This window comes from Sphingomonas sp. CBMAI 2297 (assembly GCF_029870595.1).
In the GTDB taxonomy this organism is placed as follows: Bacteria; Pseudomonadota; Alphaproteobacteria; order Sphingomonadales; family Sphingomonadaceae; genus Sphingomonas.
The window spans coordinates 208,843-224,390 of the sequence record NZ_JAPDIR010000002.1 but is presented as its reverse complement, the minus strand read 5'-3'; the positions used below and the strand labels follow the sequence as shown (position 1 = coordinate 224,390).

The following is a 15,548-nucleotide window of genomic DNA, read 5'->3' as shown; positions in this document are numbered from 1 at the left end:
CCCGGAAGCATCCCGCTTCCGGGAGCGCCCTCCGCTTGCCCGAAAGACCTGCCCTCTCCATGCGCGACGATCTCCACAAGGAAGTGACTGCCCGCCTGAAGGCCGATTTCGGCTTCAAGGAGCAGCGCACCTATCTGCGCCAGGGGTTGTGCCCGAAAGAGCATGGCGGCTGCGGCAAGCGCGAAGTCTATGCCGTCGCCGATAAGCCCTGGACGCTGCGCTGCGGTCGGCTCGATCGCTGCGGCTGGGAAGGCCGGGTCAAGGAGTTGTACCCGGACATCTTCGATGATTGGTCGAAGCGGTACGTTCGCACCGAGAAAGACCCGCACGCGGCGGCCGATGCCTATCTGGCGCACCAGCGCGGCTTCGATCTCATGGGCCTGCGCGGCTCCTACAGCCAGGAACATTTCCACCATTCGGCGCTGAACATCGGCAGCGCCACCGTGCGCTTCCCGATGCCCGGCGGCGGATATTGGGAGCGGATCATCGATCAGCCCCATCGCTTCGGGAAGCAGAAGGCCAATTTTTCCTATGGAGTCGGCTATCGGGGCCAGTGGTGGACCTATCCCGGGCACGACCTAACGACGCTGGCCCAGGCCGATGAAATCTGGCTCGCGGAAGGCATCTTCGACACGATCGCCCTGGTCCAGTCCGGCAAGATCGTCGCCGTCTCGACCATGTCGACCAACAACTATCCGGAGGATGCGCTGGCCGCGCTCCGGCAGAAGTGCGGCGAGCTCAACCTTTCCACCCCGAAGCTGATCTTCGCATTCGATCCCGGCAAGGCCGGCACTGAGTTCGCCCGCAAATATGTGAAGCGCGCCCGCGAAGACGGCTGGGAAGCCGGCGCCGCCCAGAGCTTCCCCGATGGCGAGGGCGAAAAGCTCGACTGGAATGACCTGGCGATCGAGGACCGGCTCAAGCCCGAGGATCTCGAAACCTATCGCTGGAACGGCGAAGTCACGATCGCGCCGGATGTCCAGGCCAAGGCGATGCTGATCTACCGGCGCAACCGGTTCGCCAGCTTCTCGCTCACCTTCGAACGCCGCCTGTTCTGGGCCAGCTTCTCGCTCGACCGCATCAACGCCGCGCTGGAAGAGATGGCCGGCGATCCGGAATTCGACGCGCTCGGCAAGGACGAAAAGTGGGACCGGGCCGCCGAGGCGGCCGTGGAGGTCGAGGAGATCGCGAATTGCGTCTTCCGCGTCCTCTATTTCCAGCGCGATTTCGGCATCGAGGAAGGCGCCTATTTCGTCCGCGTCGATTTTCCCAAGCAGCCCAGCACCAAGGCCACCTTTTCCGGCGGTGCGATGACCACCAGCGGCGAGTTCACCAAGCGGCTCGCCTCGGTCGCGCCCGGCGGGCTGTGGACCGGATCGCAGAAGCAGCTCACCCAGATCGCGCGAACACAGTGGCGCACGATCCGCACGGTCGAGGCCCTGCAGTTCACCGGCTATTCCATCGACCATAGCGCCTACATTTTCGGCGATATCGCCGTGCACCGCGGGCGCGTGATCGAGAAGAACGAGGAGGATTATTTCGTCCTCGGTCGCCAATCGGTGAAGCTGCGCACCACGGAGCGGATGCTGCGCATCTCCTACGATGCCGAGAAGCTCGACCTGTCCTGGGCGCGCCCGCTCACCATCGCATATGGGCCGAAGGGCCTGGTCGTGCTCGCCTTCTGGGTGCTGAGCCTGTTCGCCGAACAGGTCCGCTCTTTCCAGGAAAGCCTGGGCTTTCTCGAAATGACCGGCGTGCCGGGCAGCGGCAAGACCACCCTGCTCGCCTTCCTGTGGCGCCTGGTGGGCCGCCCCGGATACGAAGGTTTCGATCCGACCAAGGCCACCTCCGCCGGCATCGCGCGCACCCTCGGCCAGGTCGCGAACCTGCCCGTGGTGCTGATCGAGGGCGACCGCAGCCAGGAGACGAACCATTCCCGCCGTTTCGAGTGGGACGAGCTGAAGACCGCATATGACGGTCGCGCCGTCCGCACCCGCGCCATTGCCAATGGCGGCATGGAGACGTTCGAACCGCCGTTCCGCGGTGCCGTCGTCATCGCGCAGAACGCCGTGGTCGAGGGATCGGACGCGATCCGCGAGCGCATCATGGGCGTGCACTTCGACAAGGGCCGCTTCTCCGATGAGGGCAAGGCGGCGGCCGACAGGCTGAAGGCCGCCCAGATCGCCGACATATCCGGCTTCCCGGTCCATATCGCCCGGCGCGAGGAGCAGATCCTCGCGGCCTATCGCGAGGGGTTCGCCCGCCACGAAGCGGCGATGCTGAAGCATCCCGGCTGCGGCGACTATCGCTTCGCCAAGAACCATGCCCAGCTCGCGGCGATGCTCGATGCCATGCGCATCGTCGTCACCAACCTGGACGATCGCGACGTCGCCGCCGCGCATAGGCTGATCCTCGCCATGCTGGTGGAGCGTCACCAGCTCAACGGCGCCGATCACCCGCATGTCACGGCGTTCTGGGAGAAGTTCGACCACTTCTTCGCCCAGGATCTGGAGACGGCGCGCAGCTCGGCGCTGCCGAACACCTTCGCGATCGATCATGCCCGCGCGGCCGATCAGTTCGCCATCAACCTGGTGCAATTCGAGACGCGGTGCAGCGCCGCGGGCCTCCGCCTGCCCTGCACGCTGCACGAGCTGAAACGGCACCTGAAAACATCGAAATCCCGCCGCTTCATCGACGTGAAGGCGGTCAACTCCCGGCACACCGGCAGGACGGTCGATTGCTGGGTTTTCGCCAACCCCGATCCCTCGCGGAAATCGTCCGCACCTCCCGAAAGAAAAGGAGCCGCAGCATGATGCTTGCCCCCGTTGTCGGCCGTGCCGTGCCGAAAAATGTCCCCGTTACCACCACGCGCCAGGCGCTCACGCCGGCGGGCTATGTCGCCCTGCGCCGCAAGGCGTCGAAGCTGGACATCGCCCGGGTCGCGGCGCTGATCGCGGTCAAGGCCGATGACCAGGCCAAGGTGCGCAGCCTGATCCGCCAGCTCGAGACGCCCGGCCTCGTCGCGCTCGATCTCAAGTCGATCGCGTTGCTCGGCCGCGCCTTCCCGATCGACGCGAACGTCTATCGCCAGCTCGCCACCGAGCCCGCCGATCGTCACCCCCAAATCTGCCGCGGCTGCGGCTGCTCGGAATGGGATTGCTGCGAGCGCTGGCCGGATCAGCGCTGTGGATGGGCGGCACCGAACCTGTGCACGCGCTGCGGGGGCAACGACTGATGCGCGCGCCGATCCGCACCCTGGGCTGCCGTTGCGCGACCTGCGCGCCGCCAGCTTCGCGCTTGTTCGACCGCCTGACCATCTGGTTCGCGGTCGCCGGCTTCCTGCTGATGCCTGGTCGCGCCCTGTTCCAACTTGGGTGGGAGGCCCTTTCCCGATGAGCAGCTTGACCATGCGCACCCAGCGCGGTGCCGACGGCATCGCACGCCATGTCCCCATGATCGGCGACACGGCTCCGGCAAAGGGGAAGAAGAAGCCGCGCCCGCGCCCCGACCCCATCGTTGCGAACGAGAACACGCAGGTCGCCGGCGAGCAGCTGAAGTTGCTCATCGAGCGGATCGAGCGCCTCGAAGAGGAGAAGCAGGGCATCGCGGACGACATCAAGGATGTCTACGCGGAGGCCAAATCGACGGGCTTCGACGTGAAAGGCATGCGCGCGATCGTCGCGATGCGGAAGATGGAGAAGCACCACCGCGACGAGGCGGAATTCATCATCGAAACCTACAAGCTGGCGCTCGGGCTATGAGTACGCCCCAGCCCGCCCGCCGGCCCCGCCCGTTCCGCGCCCTCGGTCTCGGCCTGGTCGCAATCGTCGCCGCAATCCCTTTGGTGCTCGCCGTGATCGTGTCGATCGCCGGGAGCCGCCAGCGATGATCGGCGCCCATTACAAGCGGTGGCAGCCCGCCGAACTGCAGATCCTTCGCGAGGAATATCCCCGCGGCGGATACAAGCACGTCGGTCGGCTGCTGCCCCATCGCTCCCTCGACACGATCCGCATGCGCGCCAGCGCCTTGGGGATCCGCGCACCCAGGAGGATCGCGGCATGAAATCCCGTACCCGCCCGAAAAGCATCTGCCACGCGCCCGAATGCGCGGAAGAAATCAGCTGCGGCAAGCTGATGTGTCGCCCGCACTGGTTCGCGCTGCCCAGGCCGCTTCGCCAGGCGATCAGCAGCGCCTGGAAGGAGCGCCGCCTCGCCGATTGGTCCGCCAACTGCCTGGAGGCACGCCGCTTGCTCGCGACGACGCAGGCGCCCGCCACCCGCACCACCGTCACCCCCGAACGCGCCTTCGAGATGAACGCGCGCATCACCGGCGAAAGGATCGACAATTGACCCCTCGCCGTCTGCTCGCGGCCACCGTCTTCCTCGTTGCGTGGTCGGCGTTCTGGATTGCAATCAGCTTTCTAACCGGCTTTGCCTATCAGCTGGGGTTTTAGTGTGGCGCGCGAACCTACCCGCGTGGGCATCGCCGGCGCATACGAGATAACAGGGCTTTCCTACAGGACGTTGCAAGATCTAGCATCTCGCGGTGCGATTCCCGGCGCCTCGAAGCCGGCGGGCCGCTGGCTCTTCGTGGTGACCGATCTCAAACGTTGGTCGACACGGATAAATCGATCGAAGAAGAGATGCCGAAAAACCTCTACCAGCGGAACGGAATCTACTGGGCGCGTTTCAAAGTCGCGGGGATCGAATACCGGGAAAGCCTACGAACGCGCTCTGTCAGCGTCGCGGAAAAGCGGCTGAGGGCTCGCCGCGAGGAGATCGAGAACCAGACGCATTTCGGCATCGCTGGCCCGATGGGCTGGGAATCCGCCGTGGTCGCCTGGGACGAGGCCATGTCGCAGGAGATCCGCAACAAGACCAAGAGCGCTAAGACCGTCTCGCGCTATAAGACAAGCTTGCGCGAGTGCCGGCCCTGGCTCGATGGCCGCGAGGTGCACGAGATCGATGCGGAGCGCATCCGCGAGCTGGTGAAGGGCCGCAAGGCCCTTCGCGTCACTAACGCCACGATCCGCCGCGACCTGACCGCCATCGCCAGCGTTCTTGACCTGGCGATCGAGGAAGGCTGGCTAGAGGACGACACCAATGCCGCCCGCGCCCACTCGCGGAAGCGCCTGCAGGAGCGGCGCGACCCGATCGTGCTCCCCACCGACGCCGACATCAAATACACGGTCGGCCGCCAGAGCACGCGGTTCGGCGATATGATGCTGTTCGCTCGCGAGACCGGGATGCGCGAGGAAGAGATCGCCGGGCTGGAGCATGGCATGCTCGACCTGGTCGGCCGACACGCGACGATCGTCGGCAAGCGCAATCGGATGCGCACGGTCACGCTCACGCGCCGCGCTGTCGAGATAGTAAAGCGCCAGCCCCGCCATCTGCGCTGTCCGTTCGTGTTCTGGCATCTGGAGGAAAATCCCGAAGGAAAGCCTGTTGCCCAGCGCTATCGCAACGTCGCGTCGAATTTCGGCGACTACACCGTGCGCGCCGCCAAGCGAGCCGCAAAAGCCGGCATCGATTATCGCCGCTTCAACTTCCACGCGCTCCGACACCTCTTTGCCGTGGAGTATCTGCGCAACGGCCGAGGCGGCATCTACGACCTGCAGCGCGAGCTGGGCCACAGCAGCGTCAAGACCACCGAGATCTACTTGGCCTTCCTCACGCCCGAGCAGGCCGCCGCGGCGATGTCAGGGGTGGCACAAAAGAGGGCACACAAGCGGCGGTCAGCAGCTTCGGAGTAGCAAAAATCGTCAGAAATCTGCCGTTCCCGAGACCAACACCGGCACCCACATGAGGGTTTAGGAAACCGTTGCTCTGTCCTGCTGAGCTACCGGGGCACAAACGGGTTTCGGAGGCGCGTCGTATCGGGCCGGGCGCGGCCGGTCAATTGCAGGCCTCGGGCGGCACCACCGGCAGCGGCAGCGGCGCGACGGGAACGCCTTCGTCGATCAGCGCCTTCGCCTCCGCCATGCTCGTCTGGCCGTGGATCGGCGCGGCGGGCGCCTCGCCCAGATGCATGGCGCGCGCCTGGTCGGCAAAGGCGGTGCCGACCCATTGCGAGCCCTCGAGCAGCTTCGCCTGCGCGCCCGCCAGCGCGGCCATCGCGGCCTTGAGCATTTCCGGCGGGAGTGCCGGCTCGCCCCGGACGGCCGGGGCGGATGCCGGCACGGGCGCCGGCGCCTGATTGCCCTTGGCGCCGACATTGGGCGCCATCACCGCCTTGGCCACCTCCGCGCTGCCGCATATCGGACAGGCGACCAGCCCGGCGGCGCGCTGGCCTTCATAAGCCGCGCTCGACCCGAACCACGCCTCGAAGACATGGCCGGCGCCGCATTTGAGGTCGAAGACGATCACAGCCGCCCGATCCCGTCACGCGGCGAGCAGCGGATCGAGCCCGCCGCGCGCATCGAGCGCCGCCAGGTCGTCGGACCCGCCGATATGCGCGCCGGCGATGAAGATCTGCGGAACGGTGGTGCGGCCATGGGCGCGGTCGATCATCTCGGCACGGCGCGGGCCGCCCATCGAGATGTCGATCTCCTCATATTCCGCGTGCTTGCCGTCGAGCAGCGCCTTGGCGCGGTAGCAATAGGGGCAGAACGCCTTGGTGTAGATTTCGATCTTGGGCATTGCGGCATACACCTGTGGTCGTGCCGGGCGCTTGTCAATCCGCGCCCTCGCCTTCCATCAGAACGCGCGCCCAGCACAGAAGGATCACGCGCGCCGCACCGCCGCGCTTGAGCACCCGCACACAGGCATTGGCGGTGGCGCCGCTGGTATGGACATCGTCGACCAGCACCACCGTCCTGCCGGAAAGGCGCGCGCCGGCGTCCGGCGCGAGCGCGAAGGCACCGGCGACCGCCCTGGCGCGGGCACGGGGACCCAGGCCGCGCAGCACCGGCGTGGCCTTCACCCGCCGCAGCAGATCGGGCGCGGCGGGCAGGCCGTGCGCGCGCGCGAGCGAAGCGGCGATCAGCCCCGCCTGGTTGTAGCCGCGCGACCAGAGCCGCCAGCGATGGAGCGGCACCGGCACGATCAGCTCGGCTTCGCCGGGCATCAGCCGGGCCATGGCGCGTGCCATGGTGGCGGCGCAGGCGAGCCGTCCCGAATATTTGAGCTTGAGCGCGATCGCCCGCGCCACCTCGCCATAGGCGACCGCGGCGCGGATCCCGTCATGCGGCGGCGGCTGGGCGATGCACGCGGCGCAGCGCGCGCCCTCGCCCCGGTCGTGATCGAAGGGCGCATGGCAGGCCGCGCACCAGGGCGGGCCGAGGAAATCCAGGCTGGCCCAGCAGGTAGCGCAGAAGCGATGGTCCGCCGGCGTTATCGTGCCGCAGCCCGGGCAACGCGGCGGCAACGCGAGGTCCGCGATGCGGCGCAGGGATGCGCAATAGTCGCCGAACCGGGCCATGCCCGCCTTGTCCCCGGCGGCGCGGCGGCGCACAAGCGCGCCATGCCCCAAAACGGACCCAGCGATTCCGCCGAGATCTTCGACCGCGCCCTGCGCCGCAAGCGCCGCGACCGCGCCGCCCGCCGCTACGAGGGGTTCGTGCGCGAGCACATGCTCGAGGGGATCCAGGACCGGCTGGCGGCGGTGAAGCGCGCGTTCGGCGACGTGCTCGACCTGGGCAGCTTCGGCGGCGGCTTCGACTTGCCGGGCGCGCGCATCACCCGGATCGATGCCGGCGCCGGCTTCGCGGCGATGGCCGGCGGCGTCCATGCCGACGAGGATCGCCACCCCTTTCCCGAGGCCAGCTTCGACCTGGTGGTGAGCGCGGGCGTGCTCGACCAGATCAACGACGTGCCGGGCGCGCTCGCCCTGGCGCGCCGGGCGCTGCGGCCCGACGGACTGTTCCTGGGCGCGTTCCTGGGCGCCGGTACGCTGGCGACCCTGCGCGGCGCCTTCCTCAGGGCCGAGGCGGAGCGGCCGGTCGCGCGCTTCCACCCGCAGATCGACGTGCGCGCGGCCGGTGACCTGCTCACCCGCGCCGGCTTCGCGCTGCCGGTGGCGGACGTCGAGACCCTGACCGTGCGCTATGGCAGCATGTTCTCGCTGCTCCGCGACCTGCGCGGCATGGCCGCGACAAACCTGCTGCCCGGCACGCCGCCCCTCACTCGCGGCACGCTGGCCCAGGCCGCGGAGGCCTTTGCGGAACGCGCCGATCCGGACGGCCGGACGGCGGAGCGTTTCGAGATCGTCTACCTGACCGGCTGGGCCCCGGACGAATCGCAGCCCAGGCCGGCACGACGCGGCAGCGCGACGACGAGCCTGGCCGAGGCGCTGCGCGTGAAGCAATGAGCGCGGTTGCGGTTTCGCAGCCACGGCGCTAAAGGCGCCGCGTCGGAAAAGGCAGGCTTGGTCTGGTAAGCCCAAGTCCTTTCGGTAACGAAAGCTCTGGTCTTTGGCCTCGCGCCCGGGATCCCCACGACGAACATCGGACGCCACCGGGCGCTCCGTGGTTCGTCCATGCGGGTCTCCAGCACGGGAAACGCTCCGGTCGAACCATCGACTTGGGAGTAGTTCATGCCACACCGCCACACCGTACTTCACGATGCCGTCATTGCCGGGGCCGGCCCCGTTGGCCTGTTCCTCGCCTGCGAGCTGCGCCTGGCCGGCCTGTCCGTCCTGGTGCTGGAGCAGGCGGAAGACCCGCATTCGCCGCTGAAGCGGCTCCCCTTCGGGATGCGCGGCCTGTCGGCGCCGACGCTCGAGGCGCTTTACCGGCGCGGGCTGCTCGACGATGTCGTCGCGGCGCAGCGCGCCGGTGCCGCCTCCCCCGTCGCCGCGCATTGGGCGCGGCAGCCCCGGCGGCCGGCGGGGCATTTCGCCGGCATCCAATTCTATCAGGACGATGTCGATCCCGCGGCCTGGCCCTGGCACCTGCCGAGCCCCGCGAGCACCGGCATGGCAGTGACGCTGGAGTCGTTCGAGACCGTGCTGGCGGCGCGGGCGAGCGCGATCGGCGTCTCGATCCGGCGCGGCTGCGGCGTCGACGACCTCGTCTCGTCCGGGGACGAAGTGGCGGTCCATGCCGGCGGCGAGACGTTCCGCGCGCGCTGGCTGATCGGCTGCGACGGCGGGCGCAGCCTTGTGCGCAAGGCGGCCGGCTTCGATTTTGCCGGCACCGATCCCGAGTTCACCGGCTATTCGGCCGAAGTCGAGCTCGCCGATCCAGACGCGCTCCCGCCCGGCCGGCACTATAGCGCGGCCGGCATGTTCACCTATGCGCCGCCGGGCACGATCGCGATGGTCGATTTCGACGGCGGCGCCTTTCACCGGACCCGGCCGATCACGCCCGAACATGTTCAGGCGGTGCTGCGCCGCGTGACCGGCACGGAGGTGACGCTGCGCGCGCTCCGGCTCGCCACGACCTGGACGGACCGCGCCCATCAGGCGACGGCCTATCGCAAGGGGCGCGTGCTGCTCGCGGGCGATGCCGCGCACATCCACTCGCCGCTGGGCGGGCAAGGGCTCAACCTCGGCATCGGCGACGCGATGAACCTGGGATGGAAGCTGGCCGCCACGATCCGGGGCACCGCGCCGGCCAGCCTGCTCGACAGCTATGCGGCCGAACGCCATCCGGCAGGCGCGAAGGTGCTCGACTGGTCGCGCGCGCAAGTGGCGCTCATGCGACCCAGCCCCGGCACTCGCGCGCTCGCGGCCATCGTCCGCGACCTGACCGCGACCCGCGACGGCGCGACTTATTTCGCCGAGCGCGTATCGGGCGTCTCGCTACGCTACGCGCTGGACGGCACCCATCCGCTGGCCGGCCGCAGCATGCCGGACTTCGCGCTGGCCGACGGACGGCAGGCCGGCCCGCTGCTGTGCGAGGGCAAGGGCCTGCTGCTCGACTTCGACGCCCATGCGCCGCTGCACGCCGTGGCGGCGCGCCGGGACGGGCGGATCGACTATGTGGCATGCGACGCGAAGGTGCGGCTCGGCCTGAGTGCGGTGCTGGTGCGCCCCGACGGCGTCGTCGCCTGGGCGAGCGAAGGCGGGCCGGACGCGGGCGAGGCGGAGCGCGCGGCGGCGCGGTGGTTCGGCTAGGCCTTCCCGGGCGCGTCCGCGAAGCCACGCCACCCCGCCAGCGCCGCCACCAGTGGCACGTCCGCCGGCGGCATCGCCATCCCCGACATCTCCGCCGGGGTCACCCAGCGCAGCGCCGTCGCATGGTGCGCGACCGGCTCACCCGCCCATGCCCGGCAGGTGTAGAGCAGCAACAGCAGGTGCCGCCCGTCCAGCGGCTCGCTCGCAAAGGCGAGCGGCGCGAGGCCGGACGGGTCGAGCGCAATCCCCAGCTCCTCGTGAAGCTCCCGGGCCAGCGCCGCTTCGGGGCGCTCGCCCGGCTCGATCTTGCCGCCCGGAAACTCCCAGAGCCCGGCCATCGGCTTGCCCGGCGGGCGCTGCTGGAGGAGCACCCGGCCGCGATCATCGATCAGGGCAGCCGCCACGACGAGCAACATGTCAGAAGCAATCATCAGCTTTTCGTTAAGCCTCTTCGGCTAGATTGTTGCCATCATTGGAGAAGAAGCGCCCACAATGCGAGCCCTTGTACGAGCGATCCGCGATGTGATGCACGACCGCCGCGCCGCGACCGCAGTGGAATATGGCTTCATCCTCGCGCTCATCGTCATTGCAATGATGGCCAGCCTGATGAGCGTCGCCAACACCACCACGGACATGTGGAGCAACGTCACCAACAAGGTGCAGGCGGCCACCCAGTCCTGATTCTGGTTACGATGCCGTAACACTCGCTCTTAGCCGTTTCTTTACTTCCCAACCGTAGTTTCGAGTTGCCGAACCGGAGTCTCCGGTGAGGCCGGGTGAATGAAGCAATCCTTGAACACTGGAGACCGGTTATGCAGAAGATCCGCAACTTCCTGAAGAATTCGAAGGGCGCGACCGCCATCGAGTACGGCCTGATCGCCGCTCTGATCGCCGTCGCCGCGATTGCTGCCATGCAGGGCCTCGGCAACTCGCTGAAGTCGACCTTCACCAACGTTTCGGCGAGCATGAAGGTCTCGTAAGCCTTCCGACGAAACGAACGAGAACGGGCGGCGGGACCTTGGTTCCGCCGCCCTTTTCTTGCCGGAAGCCCCCCCCGGATCATGTCCGGGCGCGGGCGCGCGTTCGCGCTTGCGAACCCTGACCGGTGCGAGGCCGCTACCTTCGCGCGCATCCAAGTAGTTTTCCTGAACCGCGGCGAACGGGCCGCTTCACCCGGCGTACAGCCGACTCTCCTATAAGGAAGGAATGAAGCAGCTTTCCTCCAAAAAGGCGGTGACGCGGATCGAGCTGGCGGTGGTCGCGTTCCTCGCGCTTTGCGCGGTGCTCGCGGTCATCCAGGGCCTGGGCATGATCGGGGCGAGCATGGCCGCCGCCGAGCATATCGCTCCGGTCCGCTAGCGTCAGATCCGGCCCATCGCCAGGAACTTGGCGCGGCGCGCCTGGCGCAGGCTCTCGGGCGACATGCCGTCGAGCTTGCGCAGCGATTCCTCGATCGCATCCCCCAGCGCATGGATCGCCGCACCGGGCTCGCGGTGCGCACCGCCCAGCGGCTCGCCGACGATCCGGTCGATCACCTTCAGCTCCTTCAGGTGCTGCGCGGTGACCTTCATCGCCTCCGCCGCCTCCGCCGCCTTGTCGGCGGTGCGCCACAGGATCGAGGCGCAGCCCTCGGGCGAGATCACCGAATAGACCGCATGCTCCATCATCAGCACGGTGTTGCCCGCGGCAAGCGCGATCGCCCCGCCCGAGCCGCCCTCGCCAAGGATCGATGCAACCAGCGGCACGCCGAGATTGAGGCAAGCTTCGGTCGAGCGCGCGATCGCCTCGGCCTGGCCGCGCTCCTCGGCCTGCACGCCGGGAAAGGCGCCCGAGGTGTCGACCAGGGTGATCACCGGCAGATGGAATTTGTCGGCGAGCGCCATCAGGCGAATGGCCTTGCGATAGCCCTCGGGCTTGCCCATGCCGAAATTATGCTTGAGCCGGCTGGCGGTATCGTCGCCCTTTTCATGGCCGATCACCATCACCCTGCGCCCGCGGAACCGGCCCAGGCCGCCCTGGATCGCATTGTCGTCGGCAAAGGCGCGATCGCCGCCCAGCGGCATGAACTCCTCGATCAGCCCGGCGACATAATGTTTGAAGTGCGGGCGCTCGGGATGGCGGGCAACCTGGGTCTTCTGCCAGGGCGTGAGCCTGGCATAGGTATCCCTGAGGAGCTTCTCGGCCTTGGCCTGGAGCGGGGCGATCTCCGCATCGATATCGACGGCGCCGCCCTCCGCGGTCTGGCGCAGCTCGTCGATGCGGGTCTGAAGCTCGGCGATCGGCTTCTCGAAGTCGAGGAAAGTGGTCATCGCTGCGCGGGCTAACCTTGGCGCGAAGCTACGTCAACGAGCGGGTAGGTTGAGCGATCCCGTTGTGAGGCGCGGAAGCCGCTCCAACCCTCATCCGGCACAAGGCCGGGATGGCGGTTAGGTCGAGGGCACATCTTCTTCTTTCGTCGCCCCTGCCTTGAGCCGGCGTCCCGCTGCCCTACGGACGGAAGAAGAAGCGGGATCCCTGCTCAAGCCCGGAATGACGAAAGAAAATCAAATACTTTTCTTGGGTTCTCAATCTGGCGGCTAGCCTCGCTTCCCCAGCGCTTCACCCAAAGGATGCCGCTGGTTGACCAGCTCGACCAGCCGGCGGCTGTCGACATGGGTATAGATCTCGGTCGTCGCGATATCGGCATGGCCGAGCATCGCCTGCAGCGCGCGCAGATCGGCGCCGCCCTCCAGCAGATGGGTGGCGAAGGCATGGCGGAGCACATGGGGGCTCACCCGGTCGGGCGGGATGCCCGCCTCCCCGGCCAGCGCGCGGACGAGCTGGTAGAGCCGGATGCGCGAGAGATGCCCCTTGCCCGAGGGAAAGAGGAAGGGCCGGTCCGCCGCGACATGCCCGCGCCACGCCGCGACGGCGGCACGGGCGCGGTCCGAGATCGGCACCAGCCGCTCCCGCCCGCCCTTGCCCTTCAGGATCAGATAGGGCCGGTCGGGCGACACGGCGTTGCGCGGCAGCGACACCAGCTCGGTGGCGCGCAGGCCAGAGCCATAGAGCAGCTCGATCAGCGCCAGCAGCCGCAGGTCGTTCGGATCGGGCGGCACCCGCGCGATGCGCGCATCGATCGCGGCGAACATCCGGTCGACATCCTCCACTCCGAGCACCTTGGGCAATGCGCGCGCGGTGCCGGGGCGCGGCAGCATGGCCGAGGGATCGTCCGCGCGCAGCTTCTCATCGGCGAGGAATGCATAGAAACGGCGCAGCGCCGCCGATTTGCGGGCGACGGTGGCGCGCGAGAGCGGCTGCCACTCGGCACCGAGCCGCTCCAGCTCCGGCCGCCCGGCCCCGCCCAGCCCGCCGCGGAGAAATTCGGAGGCGAGCCGCAGATCGGTGCCATAGGCGGCGATGGTATTGGCAGCGGCGCCCGCCTCCGCCCGCATCATCTCGAGGAAGCGCTCGATCAGCGCCCGGTCTTCGGAGACGCTCAAGCCGATCGCGTGACCGCCTCCACGGCGATCATCCGCGCATAGCTGGCCATCCCCGCGGCGCGCATCGCCGCGACGATGTGGAACAGCGCCTCGGGAGTCACATTGTCCCAGACGCGCGACTGCATGCCGACCGCGGCGAGCAGCGCCACCATCGCCGAATCGCCGCGCCGGCCGGCGGCGTCGATCGCGCGGGTCCAGGCGTTCTGCGCGCCGATCTGCACCTCGAGCGCCTGGGCGCCGCGGCGCGCGTCGCTGCTCTCGAAGCGGCCGAGGCCGGCAAGGCCGGCAAAGGCCAGCTGGGCGCGGCGCTGCCCGGCGGCATCCTTGAACGCATCGAAATCACCATAGGCGACCGGGCCCTGCGCGCCGGGATCGCCGAGCGCGAGCAGGCCCCAGGCGACGCTGCCGCGCGGCACCACCTGGCGCCATTCCATCGCCTTCGATTCATAGCCGGCGGAGAGCATCGAGGCGATCAGCTTCTCGGGCTCCTCCACCTTGGCGTCGGCCGGGATCCAGGAAGCCGCGCGCGCGGTGAGGATCAGCCGGGCATATTGGGTGCGCGGCGTGCTCGCTTCGGCCCAGAGCGTGCGAATCGCCTTGATCCGGTCCCCGACATCGCCGTCGGTATAGGCGATGCGCAGATCGCGGGCGACGCCGCCCTCGGTGGTGCTGGCATCGTCGCCCTCGGCGATCTCGCTGTAGAGGTCGACAAGGCCGGCGCTGGAGAAGACGCCGGCGGTGGCGGCCAGCTCGGCAGCGGCGGCGCGCTGGCGGGGCGAAAGCTGCGGGGCGAGCGCCTGCCAATAGCGGACCTGCGGGCCGGCGGTGGCGTAGAGCGAGGCGGGGACTTCCTGGCCGGTCGCGGTGGCGAGGCCCCAGCGCCAGGCGGTCAGCCGGGTGATGCCGCCCCATTCGAGCGTGACCGCGCGGCGCCCCTGCGCGCCGGTGCCGAGCACCTTCTCGGCCAGCAGATTGTCGATATCGCTGGCGGGCGTGCCGCCGCGCGCCTCGTCGAGCAACTGGCCCGCCTCGTTGGGCTTGCCGGCGAGCCCGGCGCACATCGCCCGGGCAAGCGCCCAGCCGCGCTGCTGGATATATTGGTTGCCGCGCTCGGCGATCGGGCAGATGCCGCCTGGATCGGCGGTGGCGAGCGAGACCTGCATCGCCACCTGGAGCAGGCGCGTCGTGTAATTGTCGCCATCGACGTCGTTCACCACCGCGCGCGCGGCATTGGCCTCGCCCATGCGCAGCAGCAGCCAGGCGCGCTCGGCGGCGAAATCGGCGCCATTGGCATGCCGCGGCGTGTCGAGCGGCGACATCAGCGCGCGGCGGAGCGCGATCGACGCCCAGCGCGACGCCACCGGCGCGCGCAGCCGCTGCATCAGCACCGCCAGGGTACGGCCATCGGCATTGCCGAAGCCCCTGGCGGGGAACGGCGTGTTGCCCGCGGCAAGCACGCCGACGCGGTTCAGCGAATGTTTCGCGAATTCGGGCAGCTCGTAGCGCGACAGGTCGACCGGACCGGTCGCCGTCACATCCTCGACCGCGCTGCTATTGGAAAGCGCGGTGTCGCCGCCCGGCGCGGGCGCGCTCGGGATCGGCGCGCTGCCGGGCGCGCCGGGGGGCGTCGCGGCGGGCGCCGTTGCGGCCGGCGCGGGGGCGGGGCGCGGCGCCGGAGTGGGCGCCGGCTCGTCGAAGCCCGGCGGCAGCAGCGATTCGGGCTTGTCCTGCTGCCCCAGCGCGGGCACCGCCGCGCCGGCCAGCAACAGCGCCCCGAAGGCGATGTGGCGGCGCTTAATTCGCGAGATTGTCAAGCGGGACCACCTTCTCCATGCGCACCGGCTCCTTCTTCGTCTCGCGGCCCGCGAGGAAGAAGAGGCCGCCGACCAGGACGACGAGAATGACGATCAGCGCAACGATCAAGCGGGACATGAAAAAGGGTCCGGAAATTGTGACTTCGCGGGCCTTTTGCCCGAGACCCGCCCTCGCTGTATAGCCCCTCCGAAC

The 15,548-nt window shown here is 68.7% G+C and carries 20 protein-coding genes; 12 read left to right on the top strand and 8 right to left on the bottom strand.

The features are described from left to right. Nucleotides 1–59 precede the first annotated feature (59 nt). The 7 genes from OMP43_RS03755 to OMP43_RS03725 all read left to right on the top strand — a co-directional run bounded on the left by OMP43_RS03755 (nt 60) and on the right by OMP43_RS03725 (nt 5,755). Nucleotides 60–2,813, top strand: a complete 2,754-nt coding sequence (locus tag OMP43_RS03755; RefSeq protein ID WP_280278369.1) for a toprim domain-containing protein — start codon at nt 60–62, stop codon at nt 2,811–2,813. Continuing rightward, nucleotides 2,810–3,235 carry a hypothetical protein gene (locus OMP43_RS03750; RefSeq protein WP_280278368.1) on the top strand — a complete coding sequence of 142 codons (426 nt, stop codon included), beginning with the start codon at nt 2,810–2,812 and terminating at the stop codon, nt 3,233–3,235. The genes OMP43_RS03755 and OMP43_RS03750 overlap by 4 nt, the downstream gene beginning before the upstream one ends. Next, nucleotides 3,235–3,396: a hypothetical protein gene (locus tag OMP43_RS03745; RefSeq protein ID WP_280278367.1), complete on the top strand. Its 162-nt coding sequence runs from the start codon at nt 3,235–3,237 to the stop codon at nt 3,394–3,396. The genes OMP43_RS03750 and OMP43_RS03745 overlap by 1 nt, the downstream gene beginning before the upstream one ends. Nucleotides 3,397–3,512: 116 nt before the next feature. Then, complete coding sequence (locus tag OMP43_RS03740) at nt 3,513–3,761, top strand: DUF2312 domain-containing protein (RefSeq protein WP_280278641.1); 249 nt, start codon at nt 3,513–3,515, stop codon at nt 3,759–3,761. Between the two features lie 124 nt (nt 3,762–3,885). After that, on the top strand, nt 3,886–4,062 hold the full coding sequence (locus OMP43_RS03735) for a hypothetical protein (protein ID WP_280278366.1): 177 nt from the start codon (nt 3,886–3,888) through the stop codon (nt 4,060–4,062). Then, nucleotides 4,059–4,349 (top strand): hypothetical protein, encoded by a 291-nt coding sequence (locus OMP43_RS03730; RefSeq protein WP_280278364.1) that lies wholly within the window; start codon nt 4,059–4,061, stop codon nt 4,347–4,349. The genes OMP43_RS03735 and OMP43_RS03730 overlap by 4 nt, the downstream gene beginning before the upstream one ends. Nucleotides 4,350–4,609: 260 nt before the next feature. After that, entirely contained in the window at nt 4,610–5,755 is a 1,146-nt protein-coding gene (locus tag OMP43_RS03725) for a site-specific integrase (RefSeq protein WP_280278363.1), read from the top strand. Between the two features lie 142 nt (nt 5,756–5,897). Here OMP43_RS03725 and OMP43_RS03720 read toward each other — a convergent pair whose 3' ends face one another. The 3 genes from OMP43_RS03720 to OMP43_RS03710 are packed head-to-tail and all read right to left on the bottom strand — an operon-like array spanning nt 5,898 to nt 7,422. Further along, entirely contained in the window at nt 5,898–6,368 is a 471-nt protein-coding gene (locus OMP43_RS03720; protein WP_280278362.1) for a DUF1178 family protein, read from the bottom strand. Nucleotides 6,369–6,383: 15 nt separating this feature from the next. Continuing rightward, nucleotides 6,384–6,641: a glutaredoxin 3 gene (grxC, locus tag OMP43_RS03715; protein ID WP_280278360.1), complete on the bottom strand. Its 258-nt coding sequence runs from the start codon at nt 6,639–6,641 to the stop codon at nt 6,384–6,386. A 34-nt stretch (nt 6,642–6,675) separates the two neighbouring features. Then, nucleotides 6,676–7,422, bottom strand: a complete 747-nt coding sequence (locus OMP43_RS03710) for a ComF family protein (RefSeq protein WP_280278640.1) — start codon at nt 7,420–7,422, stop codon at nt 6,676–6,678. A 42-nt stretch (nt 7,423–7,464) separates the two neighbouring features. Between OMP43_RS03710 and OMP43_RS03705 the strand changes: the two genes are divergently transcribed. Then, a complete protein-coding gene (locus OMP43_RS03705) occupies nt 7,465–8,310 on the top strand; it encodes a methyltransferase domain-containing protein (protein WP_280278359.1) in 846 nt (281 codons plus the stop codon). A gap of 225 nt (nt 8,311–8,535) precedes the next feature. Then, nucleotides 8,536–10,059, top strand: coding sequence for an FAD-dependent monooxygenase (locus OMP43_RS03700; protein ID WP_280278357.1), 1,524 nt, complete (start codon nt 8,536–8,538; stop codon nt 10,057–10,059). On the opposite strand, the gene OMP43_RS03695 is transcribed toward OMP43_RS03700, so the two are convergent. Then, nucleotides 10,056–10,490, bottom strand: coding sequence for a (deoxy)nucleoside triphosphate pyrophosphohydrolase (locus OMP43_RS03695; RefSeq protein ID WP_280278355.1), 435 nt, complete (start codon nt 10,488–10,490; stop codon nt 10,056–10,058). The genes OMP43_RS03700 and OMP43_RS03695 overlap by 4 nt on opposite strands. A gap of 61 nt (nt 10,491–10,551) precedes the next feature. Between OMP43_RS03695 and OMP43_RS03690 the strand changes: the two genes are divergently transcribed. The 3 genes from OMP43_RS03690 to OMP43_RS03680 all read left to right on the top strand — a co-directional run bounded on the left by OMP43_RS03690 (nt 10,552) and on the right by OMP43_RS03680 (nt 11,418). Continuing rightward, nucleotides 10,552–10,740 carry a Flp family type IVb pilin gene (locus OMP43_RS03690; protein WP_167298229.1) on the top strand — a complete coding sequence of 63 codons (189 nt, stop codon included), beginning with the start codon at nt 10,552–10,554 and terminating at the stop codon, nt 10,738–10,740. A 131-nt stretch (nt 10,741–10,871) separates the two neighbouring features. Then, nucleotides 10,872–11,039, top strand: coding sequence for a Flp family type IVb pilin (locus OMP43_RS03685; RefSeq protein ID WP_086128950.1), 168 nt, complete (start codon nt 10,872–10,874; stop codon nt 11,037–11,039). A gap of 226 nt (nt 11,040–11,265) precedes the next feature. Then, a complete protein-coding gene (locus OMP43_RS03680) occupies nt 11,266–11,418 on the top strand; it encodes a hypothetical protein (RefSeq protein ID WP_280278353.1) in 153 nt (50 codons plus the stop codon). A gap of 2 nt (nt 11,419–11,420) precedes the next feature. On the opposite strand, the gene OMP43_RS03675 is transcribed toward OMP43_RS03680, so the two are convergent. The 4 genes from OMP43_RS03675 to OMP43_RS03660 all read right to left on the bottom strand — a co-directional run bounded on the left by OMP43_RS03675 (nt 11,421) and on the right by OMP43_RS03660 (nt 15,473). Continuing rightward, the gene (locus OMP43_RS03675) at nt 11,421–12,368 is read right to left on the bottom strand and encodes an acetyl-CoA carboxylase carboxyltransferase subunit alpha (protein ID WP_280278352.1); all 948 of its coding nucleotides are present in this window, start codon (nt 12,366–12,368) and stop codon (nt 11,421–11,423) included. A 267-nt stretch (nt 12,369–12,635) separates the two neighbouring features. Then, entirely contained in the window at nt 12,636–13,541 is a 906-nt protein-coding gene (locus OMP43_RS03670) for a tyrosine-type recombinase/integrase (protein WP_280278350.1), read from the bottom strand. Beyond that, nucleotides 13,538–15,355 (bottom strand): hypothetical protein, encoded by a 1,818-nt coding sequence (locus tag OMP43_RS03665; protein WP_280278348.1) that lies wholly within the window; start codon nt 15,353–15,355, stop codon nt 13,538–13,540. The genes OMP43_RS03670 and OMP43_RS03665 overlap by 4 nt, the downstream gene beginning before the upstream one ends. Then, nucleotides 15,336–15,473, bottom strand: a complete 138-nt coding sequence (locus OMP43_RS03660) for a hypothetical protein (protein WP_167298226.1) — start codon at nt 15,471–15,473, stop codon at nt 15,336–15,338. The genes OMP43_RS03665 and OMP43_RS03660 overlap by 20 nt, the downstream gene beginning before the upstream one ends. Nucleotides 15,474–15,548 lie beyond the last annotated feature (75 nt).

What these genes read in the sequence shown, in the direction of transcription:
- OMP43_RS03755 (WP_280278369.1), top strand. Translation starts at nt 60, where the DNA reads ATGCGCGACGATCTCCACAAGGAAGTGACTGCCCGCCTGAAGGCCGAT.
- OMP43_RS03750 (WP_280278368.1), top strand. Translation starts at nt 2,810, where the DNA reads ATGATGCTTGCCCCCGTTGTCGGCCGTGCCGTGCCGAAAAATGTCCCC.
- OMP43_RS03745 (WP_280278367.1), top strand. Translation starts at nt 3,235, where the DNA reads ATGCGCGCGCCGATCCGCACCCTGGGCTGCCGTTGCGCGACCTGCGCG.
- OMP43_RS03735 (WP_280278366.1), top strand. Translation starts at nt 3,886, where the DNA reads ATGATCGGCGCCCATTACAAGCGGTGGCAGCCCGCCGAACTGCAGATC.
- OMP43_RS03730 (WP_280278364.1), top strand. Translation starts at nt 4,059, where the DNA reads ATGAAATCCCGTACCCGCCCGAAAAGCATCTGCCACGCGCCCGAATGC.
- grxC (WP_280278360.1), bottom strand. Translation starts at nt 6,641, where the DNA reads ATGCCCAAGATCGAAATCTACACCAAGGCGTTCTGCCCCTATTGCTAC.
- OMP43_RS03710 (WP_280278640.1), bottom strand. Translation starts at nt 7,422, where the DNA reads ATGGCCCGGTTCGGCGACTATTGCGCATCCCTGCGCCGCATCGCGGAC.
- OMP43_RS03705 (WP_280278359.1), top strand. Translation starts at nt 7,465, where the DNA reads ATGCCCCAAAACGGACCCAGCGATTCCGCCGAGATCTTCGACCGCGCC.
- OMP43_RS03700 (WP_280278357.1), top strand. Translation starts at nt 8,536, where the DNA reads ATGCCACACCGCCACACCGTACTTCACGATGCCGTCATTGCCGGGGCC.
- OMP43_RS03695 (WP_280278355.1), bottom strand. Translation starts at nt 10,490, where the DNA reads ATGATTGCTTCTGACATGTTGCTCGTCGTGGCGGCTGCCCTGATCGAT.
- OMP43_RS03690 (WP_167298229.1), top strand. Translation starts at nt 10,552, where the DNA reads ATGCGAGCCCTTGTACGAGCGATCCGCGATGTGATGCACGACCGCCGC.
- OMP43_RS03685 (WP_086128950.1), top strand. Translation starts at nt 10,872, where the DNA reads ATGCAGAAGATCCGCAACTTCCTGAAGAATTCGAAGGGCGCGACCGCC.
- OMP43_RS03680 (WP_280278353.1), top strand. Translation starts at nt 11,266, where the DNA reads ATGAAGCAGCTTTCCTCCAAAAAGGCGGTGACGCGGATCGAGCTGGCG.
- OMP43_RS03675 (WP_280278352.1), bottom strand. Translation starts at nt 12,368, where the DNA reads ATGACCACTTTCCTCGACTTCGAGAAGCCGATCGCCGAGCTTCAGACC.
- OMP43_RS03660 (WP_167298226.1), bottom strand. Translation starts at nt 15,473, where the DNA reads ATGTCCCGCTTGATCGTTGCGCTGATCGTCATTCTCGTCGTCCTGGTC.